This window comes from Serratia microhaemolytica (assembly GCF_004011885.1).
In the GTDB taxonomy this organism is placed as follows: domain Bacteria; phylum Pseudomonadota; class Gammaproteobacteria; order Enterobacterales; family Enterobacteriaceae; genus Serratia_G; species Serratia_G microhaemolytica.
The window spans coordinates 113,502-138,703 of the sequence record NZ_SBEF01000004.1; the positions used below are offsets into that span (position 1 = coordinate 113,502).

General features: G+C 49.0%; 21 protein-coding genes and 3 CRISPR repeat arrays. All 21 genes read left to right on the forward strand.

Annotation, left to right across the window (positions count from 1 at the left end):
* On the forward strand, positions 1-1,485 hold the full coding sequence (gene casA / locus EOJ37_RS04330) for a type I-E CRISPR-associated protein Cse1/CasA (protein ID WP_127958182.1): 1,485 nt from the start codon (positions 1-3) through the stop codon (positions 1,483-1,485).
* The gene (gene casB / locus EOJ37_RS04335; RefSeq protein ID WP_127958184.1) at positions 1,482-2,000 is read left to right on the forward strand and encodes a type I-E CRISPR-associated protein Cse2/CasB; all 519 of its coding nucleotides are present in this window, start codon (positions 1,482-1,484) and stop codon (positions 1,998-2,000) included. Before casA ends, casB begins: the two co-directional genes overlap by 4 nt.
* On the forward strand, positions 1,997-2,632 hold the full coding sequence (gene cas6e, locus EOJ37_RS04340) for a type I-E CRISPR-associated protein Cas6/Cse3/CasE (RefSeq protein ID WP_127958186.1): 636 nt from the start codon (positions 1,997-1,999) through the stop codon (positions 2,630-2,632). The genes casB and cas6e overlap by 4 nt, the downstream gene beginning before the upstream one ends.
* Positions 2,633-2,655: 23 nt before the next feature.
* A complete protein-coding gene (cas7e, locus tag EOJ37_RS04345; protein WP_127958188.1) occupies positions 2,656-3,702 on the forward strand; it encodes a type I-E CRISPR-associated protein Cas7/Cse4/CasC in 1,047 nt (348 codons plus the stop codon).
* Between the two features lie 3 nt (positions 3,703-3,705).
* A complete protein-coding gene (gene cas5e / locus EOJ37_RS04350) occupies positions 3,706-4,419 on the forward strand; it encodes a type I-E CRISPR-associated protein Cas5/CasD (protein WP_127958190.1) in 714 nt (237 codons plus the stop codon).
* Positions 4,420-4,423: 4 nt separating this feature from the next.
* The gene (cas1e, locus tag EOJ37_RS04355; RefSeq protein WP_127958192.1) at positions 4,424-5,299 is read left to right on the forward strand and encodes a type I-E CRISPR-associated endonuclease Cas1e; all 876 of its coding nucleotides are present in this window, start codon (positions 4,424-4,426) and stop codon (positions 5,297-5,299) included.
* Positions 5,277-5,564, forward strand: coding sequence for a type I-E CRISPR-associated endoribonuclease Cas2e (gene cas2e / locus EOJ37_RS04360; RefSeq protein ID WP_127958195.1), 288 nt, complete (start codon positions 5,277-5,279; stop codon positions 5,562-5,564). The genes cas1e and cas2e overlap by 23 nt, the downstream gene beginning before the upstream one ends.
* A 55-nt stretch (positions 5,565-5,619) precedes the next feature.
* A CRISPR array of direct repeats spans positions 5,620-6,562; the repeat unit is 28 nt; unit sequence GTCTTCCCCACGCCCGTGGGGGTGTTTC.
* Between the two features lie 268 nt (positions 6,563-6,830).
* Positions 6,831-7,808 carry a type I-F CRISPR-associated endonuclease Cas1f gene (cas1f, locus tag EOJ37_RS04365; RefSeq protein ID WP_127958197.1) on the forward strand — a complete coding sequence of 326 codons (978 nt, stop codon included), beginning with the start codon at positions 6,831-6,833 and terminating at the stop codon, positions 7,806-7,808.
* Complete coding sequence (cas3f, locus tag EOJ37_RS04370) at positions 7,805-11,161, forward strand: type I-F CRISPR-associated helicase Cas3f (RefSeq protein WP_127958199.1); 3,357 nt, start codon at positions 7,805-7,807, stop codon at positions 11,159-11,161. Before cas1f ends, cas3f begins: the two co-directional genes overlap by 4 nt.
* Positions 11,154-12,356 carry a type I-F CRISPR-associated protein Csy1 gene (gene csy1 / locus EOJ37_RS04375; protein WP_127958201.1) on the forward strand — a complete coding sequence of 401 codons (1,203 nt, stop codon included), beginning with the start codon at positions 11,154-11,156 and terminating at the stop codon, positions 12,354-12,356. The genes cas3f and csy1 overlap by 8 nt, the downstream gene beginning before the upstream one ends.
* Positions 12,353-13,312 carry a type I-F CRISPR-associated protein Csy2 gene (csy2, locus tag EOJ37_RS04380; RefSeq protein ID WP_170174631.1) on the forward strand — a complete coding sequence of 320 codons (960 nt, stop codon included), beginning with the start codon at positions 12,353-12,355 and terminating at the stop codon, positions 13,310-13,312. Before csy1 ends, csy2 begins: the two co-directional genes overlap by 4 nt.
* Positions 13,313-13,337: 25 nt before the next feature.
* Complete coding sequence (csy3, locus tag EOJ37_RS04385) at positions 13,338-14,378, forward strand: type I-F CRISPR-associated protein Csy3 (RefSeq protein ID WP_127958205.1); 1,041 nt, start codon at positions 13,338-13,340, stop codon at positions 14,376-14,378.
* Positions 14,379-14,387: 9 nt separating this feature from the next.
* Positions 14,388-14,939: a type I-F CRISPR-associated endoribonuclease Cas6/Csy4 gene (gene cas6f, locus EOJ37_RS04390; protein ID WP_127958207.1), complete on the forward strand. Its 552-nt coding sequence runs from the start codon at positions 14,388-14,390 to the stop codon at positions 14,937-14,939.
* A 129-nt stretch (positions 14,940-15,068) separates the two neighbouring features.
* Positions 15,069-15,517: direct repeats of the CRISPR family, unit length 28 nt; unit sequence CCTCGCTGCCGCACAGGCAGCTTAGAAA.
* A gap of 164 nt (positions 15,518-15,681) precedes the next feature.
* Positions 15,682-16,974 (forward strand): type III-B CRISPR module RAMP protein Cmr1, encoded by a 1,293-nt coding sequence (gene cmr1, locus EOJ37_RS04395; protein WP_127958209.1) that lies wholly within the window; start codon positions 15,682-15,684, stop codon positions 16,972-16,974.
* 2 nt (positions 16,975-16,976) lie between these two features.
* On the forward strand, positions 16,977-18,863 hold the full coding sequence (gene cas10, locus EOJ37_RS04400; protein ID WP_127958211.1) for a type III-B CRISPR-associated protein Cas10/Cmr2: 1,887 nt from the start codon (positions 16,977-16,979) through the stop codon (positions 18,861-18,863).
* A 2-nt stretch (positions 18,864-18,865) separates the two neighbouring features.
* Entirely contained in the window at positions 18,866-20,005 is a 1,140-nt protein-coding gene (locus tag EOJ37_RS04405; protein ID WP_127958213.1) for a type III-B CRISPR module-associated protein Cmr3, read from the forward strand.
* A gap of 37 nt (positions 20,006-20,042) precedes the next feature.
* Positions 20,043-20,912 (forward strand): type III-B CRISPR module RAMP protein Cmr4, encoded by an 870-nt coding sequence (cmr4, locus tag EOJ37_RS04410; protein WP_127958215.1) that lies wholly within the window; start codon positions 20,043-20,045, stop codon positions 20,910-20,912.
* Between the two features lie 3 nt (positions 20,913-20,915).
* On the forward strand, positions 20,916-21,344 hold the full coding sequence (gene cmr5, locus EOJ37_RS04415) for a type III-B CRISPR module-associated protein Cmr5 (protein WP_127958217.1): 429 nt from the start codon (positions 20,916-20,918) through the stop codon (positions 21,342-21,344).
* Positions 21,341-22,474: a type III-B CRISPR module RAMP protein Cmr6 gene (cmr6, locus tag EOJ37_RS04420; protein ID WP_127958219.1), complete on the forward strand. Its 1,134-nt coding sequence runs from the start codon at positions 21,341-21,343 to the stop codon at positions 22,472-22,474. Before cmr5 ends, cmr6 begins: the two co-directional genes overlap by 4 nt.
* Positions 22,471-23,256 (forward strand): ABC-2 family transporter permease, encoded by a 786-nt coding sequence (locus EOJ37_RS14635; RefSeq protein WP_206194020.1) that lies wholly within the window; start codon positions 22,471-22,473, stop codon positions 23,254-23,256. Before cmr6 ends, EOJ37_RS14635 begins: the two co-directional genes overlap by 4 nt.
* Positions 23,257-23,689: 433 nt before the next feature.
* Positions 23,690-24,377: direct repeats of the CRISPR family, unit length 28 nt; unit sequence GTTCACTGCCGCACAGGCAGCTTAGAAA.
* A gap of 664 nt (positions 24,378-25,041) precedes the next feature.
* On the forward strand, positions 25,042-25,202 hold a 161-nt coding region (locus tag EOJ37_RS15030), incomplete at its 3' end, for a type VI secretion system baseplate subunit TssG (protein WP_206194021.1).

Sequence of the window (25,202 nt, forward strand, 5' to 3'; positions counted from 1 at the left end):
TTGGAAAACCGATTTAATCTTATTGACCAGCCCTGGATACCGGTGGCTGATGTTGGGCGGGTAAGCCTGCGAGATATCTTCAGTTGCCCAGAATATCGCATGTTGGGCGGTAACCCGACACAGAAAATTGCACTACTGAAACTATTACAGGCAATCGCCCAAGCGGCAGTCACGCCAGAGGATGAGCAACACTGGCAAACACTGGGTTGGCAAGGGATGGCTCAACGCGTCATTGAATATCTTGAGCAGTGGCATGATCGCTTCTATCTCTATGGTGAACATCCATTTTTACAGATGCCGGCGATCATCAACGCAGCGCTCAAACCATTTGGTACCGTATTGCCAGAGGTGGCTACTGGTAATACCTCCGTACTGACGCAGATACAGGTAGAAAAGTTACTGGATGACGGTGACAAAGCATTGCTACTGCTATCACAGATGGCCTACGCACTGGGTGGAAAAAAGACAGATAACAGCCTGGTATTAACTGCGGGATATCGTGGAAAAACCAATGAAAAGGGAAAAGCAGCGACAGCTAAACCGGGTTCTGCTGTCGGTCATATGGGCTTACTACACAATTTCTGCATAGGCAGTTCAATACTCAAGACAATCTGGCTCAACCTGTTCACACAGAGTGAAATTGCCGAGTTGAAGATTTACCCGCATGGGCTGGGTTGCCCTCCTTGGCAGCAAATGCCACAGGGAGAGGATTGCAGCGTAGCGAAACAATTAAAAGGATCACTGATTGGGCGACTCATTCCACTTGGGCGCTTTTGCCTACTAACGCCTGAAGGTTTGCACTACTCGGAAGGGATTGCGCATAGCAACTACAAAGAGGGCATATTTGACCCTTCGGCAGCGATAGATTTCAGCGGCAAAGAACCGAAAGCACGCTGGACAGATCCTGAATACCGGCCTTGGCGAGAGTTGAGCAGCCTACTCAGTTTTATTGGGCAACAGCACAGCAATTTTCAGTGTATACAACTGCGCCTGGCGCTGAACAAAGCGCGTCGACAGCAAGAGAAAATCGCAATTTGGTCTGGAGGGCTACGGGTAAGTAGCAACGCCGGAGAGCAGTACGTTTCTGGCTCAGATGATATGGTGGAATCGCTCTGCTGGCTCGAACCCCGCATGCTGCAAGAGATCTGGTTTATTGCGCTACAAAAAGAGATGGCTGAATTGGAACAACTGGCGAAAACCCTCTACGGCTGTGTATCCGGTTATTACAGAACACTGCTGGTTGATGGAGCAGGTCATACGGCACAAGCGACGGTTCTTTTTTGGCAACTTTGTGAACGTCATGCACAGGCACTCGTTGATGGCTGTGAACAGTCTGAAATACGTTATTCACTTCGGCGGCAGTTTGCTCACTACGCGCAACAGGTTTTTGACCAGATGTGTGCCCACCAAACAGCACGGCAACTCGAGGCGTGGGCGAAAACGAAACCTAATTTTGCGCTTTATCTGAAACAGGAAAAAGCATGAATACACCAGTTAATCGTACTACCCGCTTTGTTGAATATCTCTTTCGGCACAGCCCACAGGATAACGCATTGGCGGCACGTTTACGTCGAGGAGATAACCCAGCGACCGAGTACCAGTGTTGGGACACGTTAGCTGCATTTGGCGTTAATTTGGAACATGAGCCTGAACGCTTGGCATTTGCGCTGATTGCTGCCGCAGTAGCACGCAGTAAACAATCAGCGAATGGTGAGTTAAAAATTGGCCAAGCGATTGCACGCGCGTTTGACGAAGGTAGCAAGAGCTCACAGGCAGAAGCGCGACTACGTCGTTTATTGGCATGTCAGGACAGCGAAGAAGTGTGCCGCATTCTACGCCCATTACTCAGATTGCTCCAAAGTCGAGTCATGCAACCTATCGATTATGCAGCCTTACTCACTGATCTGGTTAAGTTTCATAGTGCAGCAGCACGGATCAAAGCAAGTTGGGCACAGCAGTTTTACAGCAAGTTAGATCAAGAGAGCCAGGAGGTTGTATGACGCTTTATGTCAGCGCAATACGGCTGGATCGAGCAGCCAGCAAAGCGTTAAAAATTACCGATCTCTATTCACTACACCGTGTGGTTTACAGCCTGTTTGATGATGTTCGTAGTCAAACACAAAAACAGGCGAGTGAGCCGAGTGGCATTCAATGGGTAGATAAAGGTGGGGATCAATACTACCGTCAGCTAGTTATCCTGTCTGACCGTCCGCCACAACTTGGTGAGCACGGCATCATCGAAACCAAAGTATTACCGGCAAATTTCTTATCACATACCCATTACCGCTTTAATGTCACCCTGGCGGCTACCCGTCGTGATAATCGCAGTAGGAAATTAATACCCATCAAAGGACGTAGCGCAATTGCACAGTGGTTTATTGAACGAAGTGCTGAACAGTGGGGATTTGTTGTTGAACCACAACGATTAGCAGTGGGTGAAATTTTGGTACAACGTTTTCAAAACAAAACGCAGCAGACCATCACACTGCAACAGGCAAATCTGAGCGGCGACTTTACCGTGAGTGATCCACAACGTTTTGCACAAAGTTTTCGCCGAGGGGTGGGTCGTGGCCGAGGTTTCGGTTGTGGACTACTGCAAATTGTTCCTGTTATTGAACCCTCTATTTTTTAGCTTTAGCAAAAGGAATCAGCATCATGCAAACATTAAACAACCTCCGTATTGAGTACCACATTCTGCAATCATTCCCAGTTTCTTGTCTGAATCGTGATGATGTAGGTGCACCAAAAACAGCGGTGGTAGGGGGCGTAACACGTGCACGAGTCAGTTCACAATGTTGGAAACGTCAAGTACGGCTGACGTTACAACAGTTGGGTATTAAGTTGGCGGTACGAACGAAAAAAGTAGCCGAACTATTGTCACAAGCCTGTGAAGCGCTGGGGGCCAGCAGCGAACAGGCAACCCACTGCAGCAAAAAAATGGCAGACTACCTGGCGGATGACACGCTACTGTTTATTAGCCAAACGGAAGCACAGGCATTTGCTGAATACGCGCAAAATATCGGCTTTGATGCAGAAAAAATCAAAGAAAAAGAACTGGGCAAATTGGCAAAAAAAACGCTCACCCCAGCGATCGACGGGTTAGATATTGCGTTATTTGGCCGCATGGTTGCCAAAGCAGCAGAAATGAATATTGAAGCAGCCGCCAGCTTTAGCCATGCGATCTCAACACACAAAGTGGCTAATGAAGTCGAGTTTTTCACTGCAATGGATGATCGACAGACTGAGCCGGGTTCGGCACATATGGGCAGTTTAGAGTTTAACTCAGCCACCTACTACCGCTACATCAGTCTGGATCTTGGTCAACTAGCGCAAACATTTGCCGGTGTCGAGACACCGGCCGACAGTGACCAGCTCAAACAGGCGATAGCTGCCTTTACTAAAGCACTGTATCTGGCGGTACCTTCGGCACGTCAAACCACACAGTCAGCGGCAAGCCCTTGGGAGTTCGCCAAAGTACTGGTACGAAAAGGGCAACGGTTACAAGTCCCGTTTGAACAACCGGTCAAAGCAACACAAAACGGTTTCTTATCACCCAGTATACAAAGCCTTAAACAATACCTGGCACAGAAAGAGCGTCTATCAGGCAGCCTGTTTGGCAAACAGGGTGACTATGAATGGGGAGAAGATGAGGCATTCAACATAGATGATCTGATCGAGAAACTGCAAAGCCATGTGGAGTAAGTGATGAACCATCCATATTTACTACTATGGCTGGAAGGGCCACTGCAAAGTTGGGGGTATGACTCACGTTTTGGTCGGCGAGATACCCTGCCTTTCCCGACTAAGTCTGGAGTGTTAGGCATCATTTGTGCCGCATTAGGTGCTGGAGGCGCTCAGGAAACACTGCTGGCGCGTTTTGCTGATCTGGACATGCAAGTGTTCGGTTTTGCCCGGCAAGATAAAAATGGTCAAGCCGCATTGCGGGAACCGCTACTGCGAGATTTTCATATGGTAGGCAGTGGCTACAACGACAGTGATCCTTGGCAAACTTTACTGATCCCGAAAAAAAATGATGGCACTAAAACGGTTGGCGGAGGCAGCAAGATAACCTACCGCTACTACCTGCAAGATCGTGCATTTGCGGTATTGCTGGCAGTTCCGGAGGATATGCTGTCTGCGGTGGCGGAAGCGCTGCAACAGCCAGTTTGGGATTTAGCACTAGGGCGCAAGAATTGTGCCCCGACTGAATTGATTTTTCAGGGGCATTATCCCAACGTGCAGCAGGCGGAAGAGGCAGCGGAAAAGCTGGCTAGCCAAAAACAACGCATTCGTGATCTTAAAGTCATACAAGGAGTTGAACAAGGCGGCGAGATCTTAACGCTTAATGATGTTCCACTGGCCTTTGGTGAACAAAAACGCTATCGGGATCGGCAAGTGAGCTTATTTTATCAAGGATAAACCAATGGCAGCCAACCAACGTCTGTTTGTGAAAATCACCCGCGAGTCCTTGCCTCAAGTAAAGGATAAATATCCATTTATCTATCTTGAACGTGGTCGCTTGGAGATTGATGACAGCAGCCTGAAATGGCTAGATTCAGATGGCAACGTAGTACGCCTGCCGGTCGCAATGCTCAACACCATCCTGTTGGGGCCGGGCACCTCATTAACACATGAAGCGATCAAAACAGCGGCTGCGGCTAACTGTGCAATTTGTTGGGTAGGGGAAGATAGCCTGCTGTTTTATGCCGCAGGTTTTCAGCCCACTGCCACCAGCCGCAATTTGCGTCACCAGGCGATGTTATCGTGCAATAAGAAGGCAGCGTTAGAAGTGGCTCGCCGGATGTTTGCCCAACGTTTTCCTGACGCGGATCTCAGTGGCAAAACGCTAAAAGAGATGATGGGCATGGAAGGCTCCAGAGTGCGGGCACTTTATCAACAGAAAGCGCAGCAATATGGCGTTGGTTGGAAAGGGCGACAATTTGTACCGGGAAAAATGGAGTTAAGCGACAGTGTTAACCAGATCCTTACTAGCACCAATGCGGCGCTTTACGGCATCTTGTGCTCGGCGGTACATGCAATGGGTTACTCTCCGCACATGGGATTTATTCATTCTGGCAGCCCATTACCGTTTATCTACGATTTGGCGGATTTATACAAAGAAGCACTTTGTATCGATTTGGCTTTCTCATTAACCAAAGAGATGGCCGGGCGTTATAACAAAGAGTTGCTTTCGACACGTTTCAGACAACGCGTAATCAGCTTGGATTTGCTGGCGCGGATTGGCAGGGATATTCCGCAACTATTGGGAGAAAAAAATGCTGATTGTGTTGGCGAATGATCTACCGCCGGCAGTGCGTGGCAGGATGAAATTATGGTTTATCGAACCAAAGCCAAATGTCTTTGTTTCTGGTCTGAAAGATTCAGTAGCAAACACGGTGGTAGATTATCTTTACCAGCACTGTACACCGGCGGCTGGGATAATGATTTTCAAAAGTATTAAACAGCCACCTGGCTATGAAATACGCACGATTGGTACACCGGATAAAGGTTTGATTGAGCTGACAGGCTTACAGTTGATTGTCGAGAAAAACATAGCAGACTAACAGGCCTCACCACCCTATATAGGTTGTTGGGGGTGCTCTTTTACAATATATTGGTGTCTTCCCCACGCCCGTGGGGGTGTTTCTAAAGGGCGGGGAGGTGCAGGGGATCGGGCGCTGTCTTCCCCACGCCCGTGGGGGTGTTTCTAATGCAAGAATTGCAGTAACTGGTCATTTACAGTCTTCCCCACGCCCGTGGGGGTGTTTCTTTACAGCCCGCAAGCGACAAAGAGATTGATTTGTCTTCCCCACGCCCGTGGGGGTGTTTCTATGTTGATTATACGGACTTGTCCAGCGATCTAGTCTTCCCCACGCCCGTGGGGGTGTTTCCCCATAGTGTCATCAGCATCTGATGACACGGTTGTCTTCCCCACGCCCGTGGGGGTGTTTCCTAAAAAGAAGGAGCCAAATTATATACACCTTTGTCTTCCCCACGCCCGTGGGGGTGTTTCTGCCCCAGCCGTGACATACATCCACGGTTTCGGGTCTTCCCCACGCCCGTGGGGGTGTTTCCTCATAGCCCACTTTATACTTTGAGCCGAATGGGTCTTCCCCACGCCCGTGGGGGTGTTTCCCAGACACGACGACCGATCACATAGATAAACCCGTCTTCCCCACGCCCGTGGGGGTGTTTCTTAGGGACAACAACAGCACAGCTTGCACGCATGGTCTTCCCCACGCCCGTGGGGGTGTTTCCCGGTAAAGGAGTACTGGAAACGGCAGAAGCGGGTCTTCCCCACGCCCGTGGGGGTGTTTCCCGCTAATCGGCGCACTTACTTACGAGTTGGCCGTCTTCCCCACGCCCGTGGGGGTGTTTCTGAGTTCAGTTTTTTGGGTGCGGGTGTGGTAACGTCTTCCCCACGCCCGTGGGGGTGTTTCCACACCGATTTGTATTTGAGCACGTTGTAAAATGTCTTCCCCACGCCCGTGGGGGTGTTTCTCAAGAAATTTACGGTTTGCCGGGTTATCTCTCGTCTTCCCCACGCCCGTGGGGGTGTTTCCACCCATCAGGATTTTTCCGATGCTTAGAAAAGGGCTTCCCCACACCCACCCACCAAGCATAACCAAATCTAAATCAGTTCATCGTACCCGCTATTTTTACTTGTTGTTACTTTTTGAAAAATAATCTATTTTCTTTTTTTTGTGATCTCGATCACATGGAATAGTAAAATAAAATTGTACAATCTCGCGGTCAAATAAACACCATGGATCAGGTTGCGGTGAGTCTATGGTGCGCACACCGCGCAGACTGATTACAAGGAATTACGCATGGAAGATCTTCATCCATCAGATTTGAAAACTATTCTTCATTCTAACAGAGCCAATCTTTATTACCTTGAATACTGCCGTCTATTGGTCAATGGCGGTCGGGTTGAGTACGTGACCGACGAAGGTAAAGAATCGCTTTATTGGAACATTCCCATCGCAAATACCACCTGTCTATTATTAGGTACTGGCACCTCAATAACCCAAGCAGCAATGCGTGAACTCGCCAAAGCGGGGGTATTGGTGGGGTTTTGCGGCGGTGGCGGTACACCACTTTTCGCCGCCAATGAAGTGGAGGTTGATGTCAGTTGGCTCTGCTCGCAGAGTGAATATCGCCCGACAGAGTATTTACAACATTGGGTTAGCTTCTGGTTTAACGATGAAAAACGGCTACAGGCGGCAATTGCGTTTCAACAGATACGTATCGCCCAAATTCGCCGGGTATGGCTAGGCAGTATCATGCATCGTGAACAGAAATTCACCGTCGATAATCAACAATTAGAGGCGATGCTTGAGCGCTTTTCACGCCAACTGAAAAATTGCCGCAACAGCACAGAGGTATTGGCTCAAGAAGCCAGCCTGACCAAAGCACTGTACAAACTGGCAGCCAATGCAGTGAATTATGGTGAATTCACGCGAGCGAAACGCGGCAGCGGGATTGATATCGCTAACCGATTTCTCGACCACGGCAACTATCTGGCCTACGGGATTGCAGCGACGGCTTGCTGGGTGATTGGCTTGCCACACGGGCTGGCGGTATTGCACGGTAAAACCAGACGAGGGGGATTGGTCTTTGATGTCGCCGATTTAGTGAAAGATGCACTGGTGCTACCACAAGCATTTATCGCTGGTATGGCTGGTGAAGAAGAACAGACTTTCCGTCAGCGCATTATTGCAGGGTTTAGCCGTTATAGTGCGCTGGATCTTATGATCGACACCATTAAAGAGGTAGCCGTCAACCTGAGTGAGGTTGGCAAATGAACGTGTTACTGGTGTCACAATGCAGCAAACGAGCGTTACAAGAAACCCGAAGAGTCCTGGATCAATTCGCCGAACGCAAAGGCGATCGCACCTGGGCAACGGTGATCACCTTGGAAGGGTTAGAAACACTGCGTAAACTGTTAAGAAAAAACGCCCGTCGCAATACCGCCGTCGCCTGCCATTGGTTAAAAACTACCGGCCCAGAACTGTACTGGATTGTGGGTAACGCACGCCGCTTTAATCAACAGGGCACAGTGCCAACCAACACCACAGGGCGCAATATTCTACGTCGTGAGGATGAAAACCAGTGGCACACCGGCGAAGTGATCGCGCTGTTAGCAGCCATTGCCGGTCTGTTTCACGATTTTGGCAAAGCCAACCAACTGTTTCAGCAAAAACTGCATAACAAACGCAAAATACTGTCAGAACCGCTACGTCATGAATGGATCTCACTGCACCTGTTTCTCACCTTTGTTGCTGGACGGGACGCCGAAACATGGCTGACAGCACTTAGCAAAATAACACCCGACGATGAAGCAAACCTGCTAAACGCACTGCAAAAAATCTCACCACAACAGAAACGGGCAGGTAACCCGCTGTGTCAATGCCACTGTGAGTTAGCAAAAACAGTCGGGTGGCTGATCCTCTCTCATCACCGGCTACCGCAATTTGATCCCAGCAACAAAAAAAACGCGTGCGGAGAGCCTGAGCTTGCTAGCTTAACCTTGGCTTCGATACGCGTTGAACCGAGTTGGATCTCACCACAATGTCAGGATGCACAGTGGACACAACAAGAGTGGCAACAGATATGGCAGTTCCCCTACGGTACCCCGGTTGCCAGCCAAACCTGGTGCAACAAAGCCAACCGATTAGCGACACGCGCATTACAGTGCCACAGCTTATTGCAACCGACCAACTGGATGGAACAGCGCTTTACTGCCCATCTAGCCCGGTTGTCACTGATGCTCGCGGATCACGCCTATTCGGCGGGAGCGGTAAACGAAAAATGGCAGGATAAACAGTATCGCGCGTTTGCCAATACAGATCGGTTAACCAAATGCTGCAAACAGGCGCTGGATGAACACAACATCGGCGTAGGCCACAATGCCTACCTACTGGCTAAAAGCTTGCCACAAATACGGCGTCATCTACCCGCAATCACCCGGCACAAAGGATTTAAACAGCGCAGCCAGATGGCCGCCTTTCGCTGGCAAGACAAAGCATTTGACCTGGCTAAAAGCGTTGCTTCACGTTCACAACAGCAGGGCTTTTTTGGCGTTAACATGGCCTCGACCGGTTGTGGTAAGACGTTTGCCAATGCGCGCATCATGTATGCGCTGTCGGATGAAAAACTGGGCTGTCGCTTCAGTGTCGCGTTAGGCTTACGCACGCTCACACTGCAAACCGGCGATGCGCTGGCAGAACGCCTATCGTTAAACAGTGATGACTTAGCGACCTTAATCGGCTCATCGGCGGTACAACAACTGCACCAACTACACACATCGGAACAGCAGCCAACAGCGGCAACTGGCTCCGAATCGGCACAATCGCTGTTAGAGCACACACTGCATGTGCGCTATGAAGGCAGCCTTGATGATGGCCCATTACGCCGCTGGCTGAGCGACCCCACGGGTAAAAAACCACGAAAACGGCTACATGAACTGGTCAGCGCACCGGTATTGGTCAGCACCATTGATCACCTGATCCCTGCCACCGAAGGAACGCGCGGCGGCAGGCAGATTGGCCCGATGCTGCGTTTACTCACCGCTGATCTGGTGTTGGATGAGCCAGACGATTTTGGATTGGCTGATCTTCCCGCACTGTGTCGCTTGGTGAATTGGGCCGGGATGCTCGGCAGCCGGGTGCTGCTCTCCTCCGCCACCTTACCGCCTGCACTGATAAATGCGCTGTTTGCCGCCTATCAAGCCGGACGAAAACACTACCATCACGCCTGCGGCCAACCGGGGCCGATGCCAGCGATCTACTGTGCCTGGTTTGATGAGTTCCAGTCTGTGATACAGCCGGTAACCGAGGCGAAAGCGTTTAAAGAAATTTCCCAACAGTTTGTCGGCCAACGGTTAAATGAGTTAAAAAAACAACCGGCACTGCGAACCGGCGCCATTTTACCCGTCGTGACCGCAGGGCAACAAAATCATCAGGTATTAGCCGGAATGGCTACGGCAATCCATACTGCAATGTTGCAGTTACATCAGCAACATGCCGAAAGCCACAGCAGTGGTAAACGGCTTTCGGTTGGCGTGATCAGGATCGCCAACATCAACCCACTGGTCGCGATTGCTCAACAGGTGCTGTCACAGGCAGCGCCAGCAGATACCCGGATCCATTTTTGTATTTATCATAGCCAGCACCCGTTACTAGTACGCTCAGAAATGGAAAAACAGCTTGATAGCCTATTACAGCGCCAATCAAGTGACAAAATATGGCAGCATCCGGCAGTGCAACAGGCACTGCAACAGCCTGAAACTAACCAGCTGTTTGTGGTGTTTGCCAGCCCAGTGGCAGAGGTTGGACGTGACCATGATTACGATTGGGCGATTGTCGAACCCAGCTCAGTGCGTTCATTGATCCAACTGGCCGGACGCGTTCAGCGCCACCGAAAAAAACCACCATCGTCTGCGAATGTTTTGATATTAGAGAAAAATTTCAGAGCGCTACAAGGCAAAACACCGGCCTACTGCCGTCCAGGATTTGAATCGGCACAATTCTGCCTGAATAACCCCAGCATGGTATCCAGTCTGCCAGCCGCTTGTTATCAAACGATTTCTGCGGCACCAGCGATTCAAATCCCGCCAGGCGTCAGCCTTAAAGGCAGCTACGATCGGCTGGACATGCTAGAACATGCACATCTGCACGTCACTCTGTTTGGGCGCGTGAAACCAGACCAAGACAGGCCGCCGAATACACCAGCAGCGCAGTGCTGGTGGCAGTATCCCATCGATTGGTCGGGTGAAATGCAGCGTCAAAGTCGTTTCCGTGCCTCAGCAGAGCAACACTGTTTCGTGCTCTACCATCAGGATGAAGATGAACCGCTCTGTTGGCATCAACTCACCGATGATGGTCAGTTAGGCAGCGCGATCGCAGAAACCTATTTCCAGCAACCCACCTTCGTACCTGCTGAGCGCAACCAACCGTGGCTAAACAATCAACCGGCCGAATTACTGGCAGCCCTGGCTCAGCAGATAGAGTGGGATGCAGACAAACTCTCGCGCACTTTTACCGAGCTTCGCCTACGAAAGCCGCCAGACAACAGCGACAGCATTATTTGGCAATATGATCCGCTGTTTGGGGTATATCAGACACTGACAATGTTAAGTGGAGGAAGGGATGAATGACGATAGCATGTCATCAGCAATTGATGACTATATTTCTAAAAAACAGCAAGATAAGCCAGATAAATGGCCAACAAAAGTTGACTGGCTGGACGATGCAGCTAAACGGGCTAAACAGATCACCCTGGTGACCCACGCGCCTAAATTTACCCACGGAGACACCCGAGGCAGCGGTTGCCGGGTAGAGATACTACCCGCAAAAAGTGACTACCTAGCAACCACAGCACTCACTGAATGTGCTTTTGACGTTATTGGCAATGCAGCAGCACTTGATGTTGCCAATTTCCTGCTCATTGAAGCGGAAGGGAAACGGCTAATGGAGATGATCAACACGGGTGACACCTCGGCACTGGCGCGTTTTGCTACCCAACCTGCGCAGTTAACTGCCTGGCTAGACGGGTTTTCACAAGCGTTACTCAACGATGGCACAGCCAAAAGCCATACCCTCTCCAAACAGACCTACTTCCCGGTTGCCGATGGTCAATATCACCTATTAAGCCCGCTATTTGCCAGTTCACTTTATCACGCGCTCCACCAGCGCATTGAGCAAGCTCGTTTTAGTGAATCGGCGAAAGCAGCGCGTGAAGCTCGTCGCAAAGGGGAGTTCTCTGCCACAGCGGTAGTGGAGTTTCCCAACCTGGCTGAACAGCATTTTGGTGGCACTAAGCCGCAGAATGTTTCGTTGCTCAACAGTAAACGCGGAGGGCGCGCCTATCTGCTCAGTGCGCTTCCCCCATCATGGCGCAGTAACCGCATGGTGCCAGCCAGCAAAGCGCAGTTTTGGCGCCAGTACAGCTATCGGGTCAGCACCGCCTTGCGTGAATTGACGCAGTTTCTACAGTCGGTAAAAAATAAAGAAAATAATCAAGAGATTAAGCAACAGCGTGCCGAACTGGTAGATATCTTGATTGCTGAATTTTATCAATATGCTGCTGAGTTGCGTTGTTTGCCGAGCGGTTGGAGCCACCCCCTGGCGCAGACAATCGAGCAAGCTTTCTGTTACTGGCTGGATCCTGGCGCATTTGAGCAACCACCGCGCGATTGGCCGCACCAGGTGGCACATGCCTTTGGGCAGTGGTTGACTCAGCAGCTCCAAAAAACACTGCAACATGTTGGTGATATTGAGTTAAATGTCTGGCGGCGTCAGGTAGAACGTGAATTACGGCTACTCAAACAGGATCTGGAGCAGTGGGCATGAAATCGACTCTGTTACTTCGTCATCTAAAAGTAGAAAATGCAAATGCAATCAGTGGCATGACATATGGCTTTCCTGCGATCAGCCACTTCCTTGGTTTCACCCATGCACTCTCGCGCCGCTTACAGCAGGCATATGGCGTCACGCTGGGCGGCTGTGCGGTCATCGCTCACCGGGTGGAACTGCAAAGCCATGCCTTGGGCAGCCGAGGTGAGCAGATTTTTGCGCTTAGCCGAAACCCATTGACCAAAGAGGGCAAAACGGCACCGTTTAATGAAGAAGGGCGGGTACATTTAGACCTTAGCCTACTGATTGAATGCCAGTTTGACCTGGATGATTTAGCGATTGCGCCCACGCTTGAACAAAGGGTAACGGAATTACAGCGCTGGTTTGCACAGACCATCCCGACACTACGCTTAGCAGGCGGTTCGATACTCTCACTGGCACAAGTCACCTGGCGTGAAGACACCAGCGAACAGGGGCTACGGCAACTACGGCGCAGCCTACTACCGGGGTTTGCTCTCGTCAGCCGACACGATCTGTTAACAGCACACCATCAGCAGCGGTTACAACAGCAGCCACAGGCGCAACTACTCGACACACTATTAACGTTTGTCACCCTGCAACAGCAAGCCGAACAGGCAGCAGATGGCACAGTCGCCTGGCAATACCAGCCTAAACCGGCCACCGGCTACTTGGTACCGATAGCGGTTGGCTATCAAGCGATCTCAGACTGCTATCCGGCCGGTAGCGTCACTGGCAGCCGTGATCGGCACTCTCCGTTCAGTTTTGTTGAATCTATCTACACACTCGGCCAGTGGGTTAGCCCGCATCGCGTCAGTGATCTCAACACCCTGCTGTGGCGCTACCGCTATCAGCAACCGATTTACCTTTGTGAAAACCACTATGCGTCCCCTTCATTAGCGATCGAAGACGACGAAGAAGAGTTCATCAGTTAACTACAGCAAGATAAGGAATTGTGTTATGGCAAAAGAAACCACCAAAACGGCTTCAGTATTGGCCTTCGAACGCAAATTGGCCAACTCGGATGCGCTACTCTATGCCGGTTGCTGGCAACAGCGCGATGAGCCAACAGCCTGGCAGCCGATTGCCCTACAGCAGAAAGCGATTCGTGGCACCATCTCTAACATCTCTAACCGGTTAAAAAAGGCGATAGCCGAAGATCCCGCCAAGCTCGATAACGAAATCCAAAAAGCCAACTTACAACGTGTAGATGTAGCAACACTGCCGTTTACTGCGGATACGCTAAAGCTAAGTTTTACCCTGCGTATTCTCGGCAACTTAGCGCAGCCTTCTGCGTGCAATGATCCTGACTACCAGCAGTTACTGAGCAACACCATCAACGATTATCTGAATCAGCAGCAGTTAGCTGAATTAGCCGCACGATATGCGGAAAATTTAGCTAATGGCCGCTTCCTATGGCGTAACCGGGTTGGTGCTGAAGCGGTTGAAGTGCGTATCAGTGACATGGAAGCGGGTAACCGTCGGCAGCAGTGGTGTTTCAACGCCTTGGATTTTACCTTGCGTGGTTTTAGCACACCGGCAGGTGATCTGGCTAAACTGGCAGCCGTGATCCAGCAGGGGTTATTGGGGCAGAGTTTTGTGCTGCTGAAGGTAGAAGCGTTTGTGCGTTTGGGTAACGGCCAAGAGGTATTCCCATCACAAGAGCTGGTGTTAGATCAAGGCAATAGCAAAGAGGGCAAAAAGAGTAAGTTTCTTTATGCGGTAGAGGGGGTTGCAGCGATGCACTCACAAAAAATTGGTAATGCACTACGCACCATCGACACCTGGTACCCGGGTGCGGAGCAGTTAGGGCCAATTGCAGTTGAACCGTATGGCTCGGTGACGAATCGCGGCACCGCTTATCGTCAACCCAAAGAGAAACTCGATTTTTACAATCTACTGGATAGTTGGGTACTTAAGGGCAAACAACCCGAGCTGGAACAGCAACATTACGTTATCGCGACATTGATTCGCGGTGGTGTATTTGGTGAGGCCGATTAAGGAGTTAGCATGGATTATCACCTCGAACTTTGTGTATTGCCAGATAACGAATTTACTCAAACTGATCTGCTCAATGCGCTCTATGCCAAACTGCACCGCGTGTTACTGCCGTTAACTCATGGGCGAGTGGGCGTCAGTTTTCCCAATTACAAAAAAACCTTGGGTAACTGTTTACGGCTGCATGGCACACAGCGTGATTTACAGCCACTGATGGCGGGTGAGTGGTTACAAGGAATGCGTGACTATATCCGCATCAGCCCAGTCACCCCGATACCGGACAAAGTACGCTACCGCACCGTGCGGCGCGTACAGTCGAAAAGTGCCCACAACAAGCGCCGTCGTTCGGTAGCTAAAGGCTGGTTAACCGAGGAGCAAGCGCTAATCCGTATTCCGGATACACAGCAGCAAGAGATCAAACTGCCATACAGTGAAATGTATAGCCTCTCCACCGGCAACCGGATGCGACTCTACATTCAGCACGGTGCCTTAGTGGATACAGCAGTCACTGGAGAGTTTAATGCTTACGGGCTAAGTCACTCAGCAACGATCCCGTGGTTTTAACCCTTTTTTTTCGCCCTTTTATAATGCATTGATTTTAAATGTTTATATTGGGGCGAGAGAAATAAGGGTTAGCAGCAGGTTTGGCAACAAGTTCTTTAATAATCTGGATAGTAGTGATAGGATGCAACGCCTCGCTGCCGCACAGGCAGCTTAGAAAACATTACCAGCGGCTCCAGATGCAGCACCTGCCCTCGCTGCCGCACAGGCAGCTTAGAAATTGCTGACCACCACTCTACATAGCGCTCAGCACCTCGCTGCCGCACAGGCAGCTTAGAAAACTTCTAAACTGATAGTTTTTAATGAAAATTCCCTCGCTGCCGCACAGGCAGCTTAGAAAGCAGATTTACACGCCGAGCGGGGAGCCAGAAAACCTCGCTGCCGCACAGGCAGCTTAGAAATTGACGCATTCTTCGCAATCCCCTCGGCACATCCTCGCTGCCGCACAGGCAGCTTAGAAAGGGGAGTGATACCACTGAAGCCGCCGATCCCACCTCGCTGCCGCACAGGCAGCTTAGAAATCTAGCGATAATCCGAATGATTGATTTTTCCACCTCGCTGCCGCACAGGCAGTTCATGAAACACATGAAACAATCTTATTGATTGTGTTATCCTGCGTTTGTTTTTTAATCCATCGATATATTGAGTTTCTCCATCAACCCCGTTCAGGAACGACGGTATAAGGCTGCCTAAAGGAGATGAATTCTCACCTTTGGTTTTTAATCCAGCAAAATGGAATCATGCAATGCGAAGACAAAATACAGCGATTGATCTGCAAAGTTTGCAAGAAAAACTTAATGGTTCAAATAGTGAGGCGAGCGGCAAATGGGAACGCTATTCATGTGAATTGGTCACCCCAATGTATGGCGGTGGCGTCATCGCTGGCCAAGTTGATCCACAGATGCCGATCCGCGCCAGTGCCATCCGTGGGCAGTTACGTTTTTGGTGGCGGATTGCTAATGGTCCGTTTGCTGATTCTGAAGAGATGCGCAGATCTGGAGAGATGTGCAGATCTGAAGGGAAGTGCAGATCTGAAGAGAAGTGCAGATCTGAAGAGAAGTGCAGATCTGAAGATATGCGCACAAAGGAAGAAGCAATTTGGGGTGGCATTGGTGATAACGGTGCGATAGCGAGTCGAGTAGAAATTAGGGTAAAAAATAGTAGTGCTCCGGTTAGTTTTAGCCATCCAAATGGTGCTGGTGTCAAATATGTATTTGGAGCTTCTGGTGAAGCGAATTGTTTAGCAACTGGTTATAAATTTAACCTGTATATCCGATATAAAAAAAACTTGACTTCAGATCAAAAAGAACAAGTAGAAAAAGCACTTCGTTGGTGGGCGTCGTTCGGTGGAATTGGTGGCAGAACGCGCAGGGGTTTTGGTGCTGTTAATGTTAAGAGTTCTGATATTAAGCCTGTCAGTGCTGAAGAAGTGGCTTCCAAAGGCGGTATATTGACTCTAGTGCCTAAGGAAGGATGTAGTAATGCGGTTGATCGTTGGATACACGGGTGCGATAAATTACGAGATTTCCGCCAAGGAAAAAATATTGGCCGTAATTATTCTAGTTCACAGCCTGGTCAAAGTCGTTGGCCAGAAGCGGATTCTATCCGTAACTTGTCAGGACACTATTCTGAAAGACATAAACCTAGGAATACGAATACCAATTTATTTCCTCGAGCTGTTTTCGGTTTGCCAATTATTTTTCATTATCAGAAAGGTAGCGGGAAAGGGCAGGAGCCTGTTGACCATACTTTGACGGTTGCTGATGCAGGTAAGGAACGTATGGCCAGCCCACTCATCATTCGACCGTATTGTGTAAATGATAAATGGCATTCTGCAGCGTTACTTCTACCCAATTGGAAAGAAGCGTTAACTCAACAGTTAGAGTTATCACCAAAGCCTAAAAAGATTCACGATAAGCCTCTGAATTGGTCATCATCGCCAGAGCAGCAACAGATGTTTGCTGAAAAAGATAACCCGATGAAAGGGCGAGCTAACGACCCACTTTCAGCTTTTTTAGATTTTTTTGAGAAGGAATAACAATGACGGATTATTTAGTGGCTATCAGCATTGGCCCGGTACAAAGTTTGATAGAAGCCGGCCGCCGAGCGCAGGATCTTTGGTGTGGCTCATGGTTATTATCCGAAGCCGCCCGTGCCGTGGCGCTTCAACTGCATCAAACACAAAAGGATTGTTTGATATTTCCCAATCCTGAAAACCCAGAAAAAGAACTCCAGCCGCAATCTGAAAGCGACACACCGACAGCCAACATTGCCAATGTGATCCGAGCGGTCATCTCTGCTGACTCTGAAGTGCAATTAAAGCAACAAATTGAAGCAGCTAAACGGGCGGCTGTTACTCGTCTCACGCGTATCAAGAATGTCGAGGATGTCGAGAGTAGCAAGGATGTCGAGGGTATTTTTACTGGCGTATTAAACCAAGCCGAATTGCAAAACCTGGGCATTGACAGAAAGCGCTGGCTGCAACAGCAAAAAGATGTGCTAGAAATCTTTTCTGCATGGGTATCGCTTGATAATCGCAACTATCAGCAAGCGGCAAAACGCCTTGGTCAGTTATTGCACGCGCGCAAGCTGACACGCAATTTTGCCCCGATGCAAGACCAGAAGGGAGGGTTGCACAAATCCACCTTGGATGGTGCCAATAATACCGTCACTGACAAACTGACTGCCCAGAATGATTCAGAAGAGTTAAAGACGAAAAGACGCTGGTTGGGCCTAACCAATGAAGAACAGCTAGACGCATTAGGCGTAGTAAAACGCCGCGCGGGTAATTTGGAGCAATTTACCCCGTTTAGCCGCATTGTTGCCCATAGCTGGCTGACAAGCTTAAGCTCAGAGCAGCTTAAAGCATTACATGCTGTTCATGAGAAGTTGGTAAATTCTGGGCATGTTACTCGGGTTAGGGGTAATAAGAGGAATAAGGATGATGACGGGCTTTACCAAGCTTTTCCCTATGATGGCGAGTACCTGTTTTTAAGCCGTTTGGAGCAAGCCGATATTGACGACGCGGTGAAAGAAAAGCTGCAAAAACAGCTTGAAGAGATTAAGTCTTCCCCAGTGCCTTACGGCGTTTTGCTTAAAGCCGATGGCGATCGAATGGGTGAGCTACTCGCTAAGGCCGAAACGCTGGAGCAATCGAGAGCGATTTCACGAGCACTGCATCAATTTGCTACCAGGGTGCGAGAGATCCTCCAAGAGCACGGTGGCCATGCCATTTATGCGGGGGGGGATGATGTGCTGGCGTTGGTGCCGTTGGTTTCAGCACGCGCCTGCGCACAAGCGCTAGCCGAGCACTTTGCTGAAAAAATGTCTCCTTTCGCTAACCAGTTGAAGCTTGATGCGAAGGATTCTCCAACCTTATCGGTTGGCTTAGCGATTGGTCATTTTGTCCAACCGATGCGCCAATTACGCCAACGCGCCATTAATGCAGAAAAACACGCCAAAGGTAACAAAGAGCAAAAACCACGTAATGCATTCGCTGTGCATTTGGGCATTCGCTCTGGTCACGAGATCACCTGGCGTTGCAACTGGGATGATCACGAGACATTGAAAGTCTTTGATGATTTTATCAAGGCATTTGCCGAAGGTCGGATGCCGACGCGCATTATGCAAGAGGTGCGTGAAATGGCGCAGCGTTTGCGGTGGACTAATAACCAGAACGATCTTAGTGGTATTCGCGCCAGTGAGTTTAACCGGATGTTAGCGCGGGCAAATTTTGCCGTCCCTGACCAAGAGTCAGCAAAAACAGCTCAAGAAATCGCAGAAATAAAAACAAATAAAATCAAAGCACTCAAAGCACAACTTTGCGCGCAAGCGGCACGTTGTTCACTGGACGAACTGGCCAATCAACTGATCCTAGCTCGCTGGCTGAGCGCGAAAACCGCAGCGGATATTGGAGACACTGAATAATCATGCACTATTACCTGATTCAACCTAACGACCCTTTGATTATCCGCTCAGGCAAACCATTTGAGGAAATCGCGGATGCACAAGCCGCACGTTTTCCGCCACCTTCTACTGTTGCCGGAGCGCTGCGTAATATTCATGCGCGCAGCACCGGGAAAACATTAGATAACGCATTGTTAAATCTGGCTATTGCTGGGCCGCTGGCGGTAAAACGCCCACTCAATGGCGAAGCGTTAACCGAACAGCATATCTTGGTGCCCAAACCTGCCGATGTGCAGTATTTCAAGCCTGCCGAGAAGCAGAGCGATAGCAAACCAACCCATCTGGTTCGCTTTCAGCCAGAGAAATTTGACCCAGGGGAAGGTTGCGATCTCCCCAATGGTTTACTGCCTCTGCTTCCTGAATCGCAACCAGAAGGAAAACCTGTATCCGGGCCGAGCTGGTGGTCGTTTCAGGATCTACTTGCCTGGCGAAAGGGCGAGCAGATCAGTTTTGATCAGGTCACAACAAACGGTTGGACACCCGCTGAGCCAGATATTCGTACCCATATTGCTATCAACGATCAGCGTCGCACTGTGGAAACGGGGAAAATTTTTCAAACCACTGGGCTGACTATGTGGCAAAAGTCTCAGCAAGGCATCACCTTTCCCGATACCCGTATCGGCATTTTGGCCGGTATTGAGGGTGAGATTACGCTGCCTGTGCTCAATCTTGGTGGTGAACGGCGTTTAGCGGAAATTGAAGCTTGCTCGTTATGGCCGAAGCCACCCGGTGATCTTGTGCCATCCATCAAGGCTGCCAAAGGGTTTACGCTGACCTTTTTAACCCCCGTATTGTTTAAAAATGGGTGGTTACCCGATTGGCTGAATAACGATCTCATCGGCACACCGCCATGCTGCCAACACCTAACAGTTAGATTGCGCGCTGCGGCGTTAGAACGCTGGGTTCCGCAATCAGGCTGGGATTTAGTGCTCAATCAACCCCGCGCAGCGCAAAAGATGATCCCGGCCGGAGCCACTTATTGGTTTGAAATAGAAGGTGATGTGATGGATCAAGATATTCACTCACTTTGGTTGGCACATTTTTGTGATGACGCACAAAACAACCGCAACGGCTTTGGTTTAGCGCTGCCTGCGGCTTACTAATGCAATGTTTAACGCTATTTTTTAAAGGATTATTCTCATGTCATTTGATGTTTATCACCTATTCAGTCAAACCGTTTTGCATTGTGGTGCAGGCCAATCTATTGGCATTGTCGATCAACCTATCGCCCGTGAACGTGCTTCCAATTTGCCGATAGTCCCCGGCTCTACGGTACGCGGTGTGTTAAAAGCGCACATTAGCCAACAAAACGCTACGCTAGTCACTGCGTTATTTGGCAATGAAAAGTCTAATAGTGAATCGAGTGTTGCTGGGGCGTTATCGATAACCGATGCCCATCTGCTGTTGCTGCCGGTCAGAACGGTTTACGGTATTTTGGCCTACGCCACATGCCCTTTTATTCTGCAACGTTATAAAAAAGAGTTAAAACTCGGTGCTGAGTTTAAAGTGCCGACGCCTGAAGACAACCAAGCCTTGTATCCTCGCGATAATCCAAACCATCGAGATCACCTGATGGTGCTGGAAGATTTAGACCTAAACGCCAAACCGTGCGAGGCAACTCAACAGTGGGCTGATCAGATTGCCCAAACAATCTACCCGGCAGGTGGCGATGACCGTAGAAATTTGAACAAGCGGATTATCGTGTTGCCGGACTCGGTGTTTGCGTTTTTAGCCGAAACCGCCACTGAAATCCGCACCCGCATTCGTATTGATCAAGCAACCGGCGTCGTTGCTAAGGGCGCATTATGGACCGAAGAACACTTGCCCGCCGAAAGCGTATTGTGGGGCGTGTACTCGGTAGATCAAACCCGTTTGCAACAGCAACCAGGGATCAAATTAGCCGAGTGTGACAACATGCTCGGCAATAAACCTTTGCTGCAAATCGGCGGCAATATCGGCACCGGTAATGGTTTAGTGCAATTTATTGCGCAGTCCGGCAAAGGGGAATAAGGCATGAAACCACGCAATCAAACCATTGCCAGCGCAGCCTTTGCGCGGATCAATGCTCGTAAAGAAAATCGTAAAGAAGAGAATAAAAAATACGGCACGCTGGTACATAAACTGCCTGCCATGATTTTGCAAAATGGGTTAGCACAGACCACCGGTTTTTTGCTCGCCAAAAATGAAGCACATCACCAAGCCTTGCTTGATGATCTCATTGCGGTGTTTAAAAAGGTGGATGCAAATCTTGCAAATATAACTGATGGCGAAGCACTACATGGCGAAATTATCCAATCTGACTTGTACCAAATTATGCGCCTGACCCGTAATGCATTAGACATTGCAGGCTGGTTACGCCGTTATGTCCAAGGGGTGTTAAAGATTGATGCCACCGGTGAATCGATAGACAAGGATGCTGTAGCAGCAGGGGGGCAATCATGATCCCACTGGTTCGCGAGAAAATAAACAAAGGGTTTGGAAATACTAATAACGCAAACCCTGGCCTGTTGCTGCAAAAAGGCCTGCCTGAAGTGGAGGATAACAACTCGAAAAATAGCGATGCTAAATCAGCTAATAATAAGACTGAGTATTTGAATAAATTGGTAGAAATAACTGCATTCCCGGAATACCAACACGCCTTTAACCGTTGGTTTGATATCACATCCGATGCTAACCGTTTTCAACAAGCGGTGATGACGTTAGAAAACCGGTTACTGATAGCGCTAAGCGGTAATGGTGCATTAGAAACCGGCTGTAGCCTAAGCCATAATTATGGCATGCCTTATATTCCGGGTTCGAGTGTCAAAGGTGTAGCACGCGCCTGGGCCAGCCAGCATCTGGCAGCACAGAGTCGCGAGCTTGAAGCGTTGTTCGGCACTGATGAGAGTGAGCAGCTTCATCGGGTTTCTGGCTTAGTCACTTTCCATGATGCCTGGTGGATCCCGCCTCAAAAGGCAGCCAAACCCTTTGTGCTGGATGTGGTGACCACACATCATCAAGACTATTACAACGGCAGCCAAGATGAGCCTTCGGACAAAGACAGCCCTATCCCGAACCATCTATTAGCCGTAACAGGCAGTTTTTTATTTGTGCTTGAAGGTGAGCGGAACGCTGTCGAACTTTGCCAAATCCTATTGCAAAAAGCGTTAGTGGATAATGGCATAGGTGCTAAAACAGCAGCGGGTTATGGGTATATGAAGGCAGCCCCCACATTAATGCAACACCTTTTGGCAGAAAATGAAAAACGGCTACCAGCCGAAGTGCGTGAACAAAGACAAGCGGATGCTAAACGACTAATCGAGCAACAAACTGCCGCAGCAGAAAAGGCAGAATTGGAAAAGCCGCCTTTACAAATTATTGATTTAATAGATGAGGAGTATAAACGTCAACGTGATGATCAGGACTTCCGCCGTAAAGTTGAAGCATGGATTGATCGAGCGATCGACTCATGGAGTATCGATGACCGCAAGTCACTGGCGTCATGCTTAAAAAATGTTGGCTATATCCCTGGTAATAAAAAGAAAAATTATCAGATTAACAAAGAGCGATTACAGAAATTGAGAGGTGAATGATGGAAAAGTTTAAACGTACTTGGTTATTTTGGCTGGTCATGTTTGCTGTCCCTATCATTGCTATTTTGGTGTTAGGTTTTATGGGGCATCAAATTCAATTGCAAATTAATAATGATGCAGTCACTTTCCAATTTGGCGGCGAGTATTTACGCTCAATTTTATATGCTATTGCTACAAGCCTGATTGCAGCAGGTATAGTGTATTTGTTTATTGATAAGAAGTTGAAGGAGCTTTTACAAACAGACGACGAAATAACGGTTATTCTTAAATCACCTCATGATGAAGTTGCATGCCCACCAATGAGTCGAAAGGATTTTAGTCGTGCGGAAGTGATGGGGTATATTGGTATGCTTCATGGATCTGAACGGTTCTTAATCAGTAGCACAAAAACTCGTAAGTTTGGTGAAGATATACGCAAGATAAAAAAGGGAGAAGGGAATCAAAATCTTATCGTCGAATGTACTGATGAGGAAATAAAGCCATTTCTACCCGGTTATAAGAAGGATAAAGATGAAATAAGAATTATTCTTCAGTCGGAAGATGATGCAAAGAAAAAATACCTATCAATCGACAGGAATGATTTTAACCGTGCAGAAATATTGGGTCGCATTGGCATGTTAAGTATTCCTGAAAGATTTAGCATAAAAAGCCTTAAGTCACCGGAGTTTTTTGAACAAATACAAAAAGTGAAGGGAAATAAAAATGAGAAAGAACTTGTTGTGACATGTACCAATGAAGAGATTAAGCAGTTTATTGTTGAAGAGCAGAAAGCTGAGTCATAAAGGATTAACTATGGATTCATACATCGACATACGCTTGCTGCCAGATGCAGCAATAAATGAAGCCGAATTAAGCAGCAGAGTGCTTACCCAGCTTCGCAGATTAGTAAGTTTGTCTTGTGTCACAACGAAGGCGCTAGCCAGTTCCCTCCCCTTGATAAGGGGAGGGGTAGGGTGGGGTTTTAAAGCATTTGATTATTTTGCAATAACCCCATCCCAACCGCCACCGTCGCAGTGGGCGGAGCTAGTGTGAAACGTTTGCTGGGTATGGCTTGAATCACACAGCGACGGTTGCTTGGTTTTGACCCTTTATTTTTGCGATTTAAAAACGTTGTTTAAATACAAAAGGTTACAATAGGTGGTTTTTAATAGGGTAAAAAGACGATTTTTATCCTAGCTACCTGTTGTAACTTATTTTTATTGGTTTATTCTAACGGTTCACTGCCGCACAGGCAGCTTAGAAAGGTATTGAAACGAATTACTCTTGTAATCCGCCGTTCACTGCCGCACAGGCAGCTTAGAAATTTAAGCTGATGGCGTATTTCTCATCAACGAAGTTCACTGCCGCACAGGCAGCTTAGAAACGTAGCGATGCCAACAATGTACGAATCCGACTGTTCACTGCCGCACAGGCAGCTTAGAAATCGAGACCGTTTGACTCGAGGACCGATGACAAGTTCACTGCCGCACAGGCAGCTTAGAAAAGCAAGGTAACCCTCTGCCGCATCCAGTGCGGGTTCACTGCCGCACAGGCAGCTTAGAAAGATCCCTGGCTGCCCGGAGTTCATCAAGCTCCGTTCACTGCCGCACAGGCAGCTTAGAAACAAAGGAAGAAGCGCACAGGATAGTGTGTTATGTTCACTGCCGCACAGGCAGCTTAGAAAACGAGATACGGAACGAGTCTGGAACGAGTCAGGTTCACTGCCGCACAGGCAGCTTAGAAATGACTCGCAACGACTCTCCCCTGACTCGCAACGTTCACTGCCGCACAGGCAGCTTAGAAAGCCAAACGGCACGCGCGTACTAAGTTGTCCGTGTTCACTGCCGCACAGGCAGCTTAGAAATTGCCGCTACCTTGCCAGGTTTCCAACAGTTAGTTCACTGCCGCACAGGCAGCTTAGAAAAAGGTGCCGTGCCTGCTTTCAGTTGTTCAATCGTTCACTGCCGTACAGCCACCACTGCACGTGGCAGAGGCATCACATTAGCCACAGTGATACTTCTGTCACGGCTTGCCACAATAGCATCATTGGCATTAATGTTAATGATTTGCCTTTTTAACAGTAAATTAATTATATAGTTAAATAAAAATCAGTAAGTTCATTCTTTAAGTTATGCCAGTAACTGGCGGCTTTCGCCTGGCTACCAGGTTAATAAAGGCTGATAAAACAATCAGTCATAAATAACGCTAAACAGCATGTCGTGAAAAGAGTATGCATAAACACAAAAAGATACATTTCTTCTTATAAACAATAAGTAACAATTGACATTGTGACGAGAAAATAACAGCATAGCGAGCAATAAATAACACCCTGGAACGGGTGACTTTTTTAGCTATTGATTGTGACTGCACATCACCAACGGAAACACGCTGCCAGGCAGGCGGCCGACAGGGAGACAAGGGAACGGAGCGCTTGACTATGCCACTCATCACTGATCATCCTAGCAACACGCAAACAGCGTGCTACCCGCTATTATATCCTCTGCTATCGGCATCGATTGCTGCCAGCATTGGCTTACCGCTGCACCGACACAGGGTGCGCTCACTCTTGCTGAGCGGGGCGTTGAGCCATGGCCGATAACTTTCCCCAATTAAGGCGCTTCAACTTCTACCAGTTGGTAGAACTGCTGCGCGCGCTCTCGGATCGCAAAGCCGACCCGCTGCATGATTTAACCCCCGAGCAGGAGCCGATCCGCTTTCATGCTCACAGCGGCCTCGGCTTCCCGACCAG

Excerpts from the sequence above, each read along its gene's own strand:
- casB (WP_127958184.1), top strand. The coding sequence starts at position 1,482 with ATGAATACACCAGTTAATCGTACTACCCGCTTTGTTGAATATCTCTTT.
- cas6e (WP_127958186.1), top strand. The coding sequence starts at position 1,997 with ATGACGCTTTATGTCAGCGCAATACGGCTGGATCGAGCAGCCAGCAAA.
- cas7e (WP_127958188.1), top strand. The coding sequence starts at position 2,656 with ATGCAAACATTAAACAACCTCCGTATTGAGTACCACATTCTGCAATCA.
- cas5e (WP_127958190.1), top strand. The coding sequence starts at position 3,706 with ATGAACCATCCATATTTACTACTATGGCTGGAAGGGCCACTGCAAAGT.
- cas1e (WP_127958192.1), top strand. The coding sequence starts at position 4,424 with ATGGCAGCCAACCAACGTCTGTTTGTGAAAATCACCCGCGAGTCCTTG.
- cas2e (WP_127958195.1), top strand. The coding sequence starts at position 5,277 with ATGCTGATTGTGTTGGCGAATGATCTACCGCCGGCAGTGCGTGGCAGG.
- cas1f (WP_127958197.1), top strand. The coding sequence starts at position 6,831 with ATGGAAGATCTTCATCCATCAGATTTGAAAACTATTCTTCATTCTAAC.
- cas3f (WP_127958199.1), top strand. The coding sequence starts at position 7,805 with ATGAACGTGTTACTGGTGTCACAATGCAGCAAACGAGCGTTACAAGAA.
- csy1 (WP_127958201.1), top strand. The coding sequence starts at position 11,154 with ATGAATGACGATAGCATGTCATCAGCAATTGATGACTATATTTCTAAA.
- csy2 (WP_170174631.1), top strand. The coding sequence starts at position 12,353 with ATGAAATCGACTCTGTTACTTCGTCATCTAAAAGTAGAAAATGCAAAT.
- csy3 (WP_127958205.1), top strand. The coding sequence starts at position 13,338 with ATGGCAAAAGAAACCACCAAAACGGCTTCAGTATTGGCCTTCGAACGC.
- cas6f (WP_127958207.1), top strand. The coding sequence starts at position 14,388 with ATGGATTATCACCTCGAACTTTGTGTATTGCCAGATAACGAATTTACT.
- cmr1 (WP_127958209.1), top strand. The coding sequence starts at position 15,682 with ATGCGAAGACAAAATACAGCGATTGATCTGCAAAGTTTGCAAGAAAAA.
- cas10 (WP_127958211.1), top strand. The coding sequence starts at position 16,977 with ATGACGGATTATTTAGTGGCTATCAGCATTGGCCCGGTACAAAGTTTG.
- EOJ37_RS04405 (WP_127958213.1), top strand. The coding sequence starts at position 18,866 with ATGCACTATTACCTGATTCAACCTAACGACCCTTTGATTATCCGCTCA.
- cmr4 (WP_127958215.1), top strand. The coding sequence starts at position 20,043 with ATGTCATTTGATGTTTATCACCTATTCAGTCAAACCGTTTTGCATTGT.
- cmr5 (WP_127958217.1), top strand. The coding sequence starts at position 20,916 with ATGAAACCACGCAATCAAACCATTGCCAGCGCAGCCTTTGCGCGGATC.
- cmr6 (WP_127958219.1), top strand. The coding sequence starts at position 21,341 with ATGATCCCACTGGTTCGCGAGAAAATAAACAAAGGGTTTGGAAATACT.
- EOJ37_RS14635 (WP_206194020.1), top strand. The coding sequence starts at position 22,471 with ATGATGGAAAAGTTTAAACGTACTTGGTTATTTTGGCTGGTCATGTTT.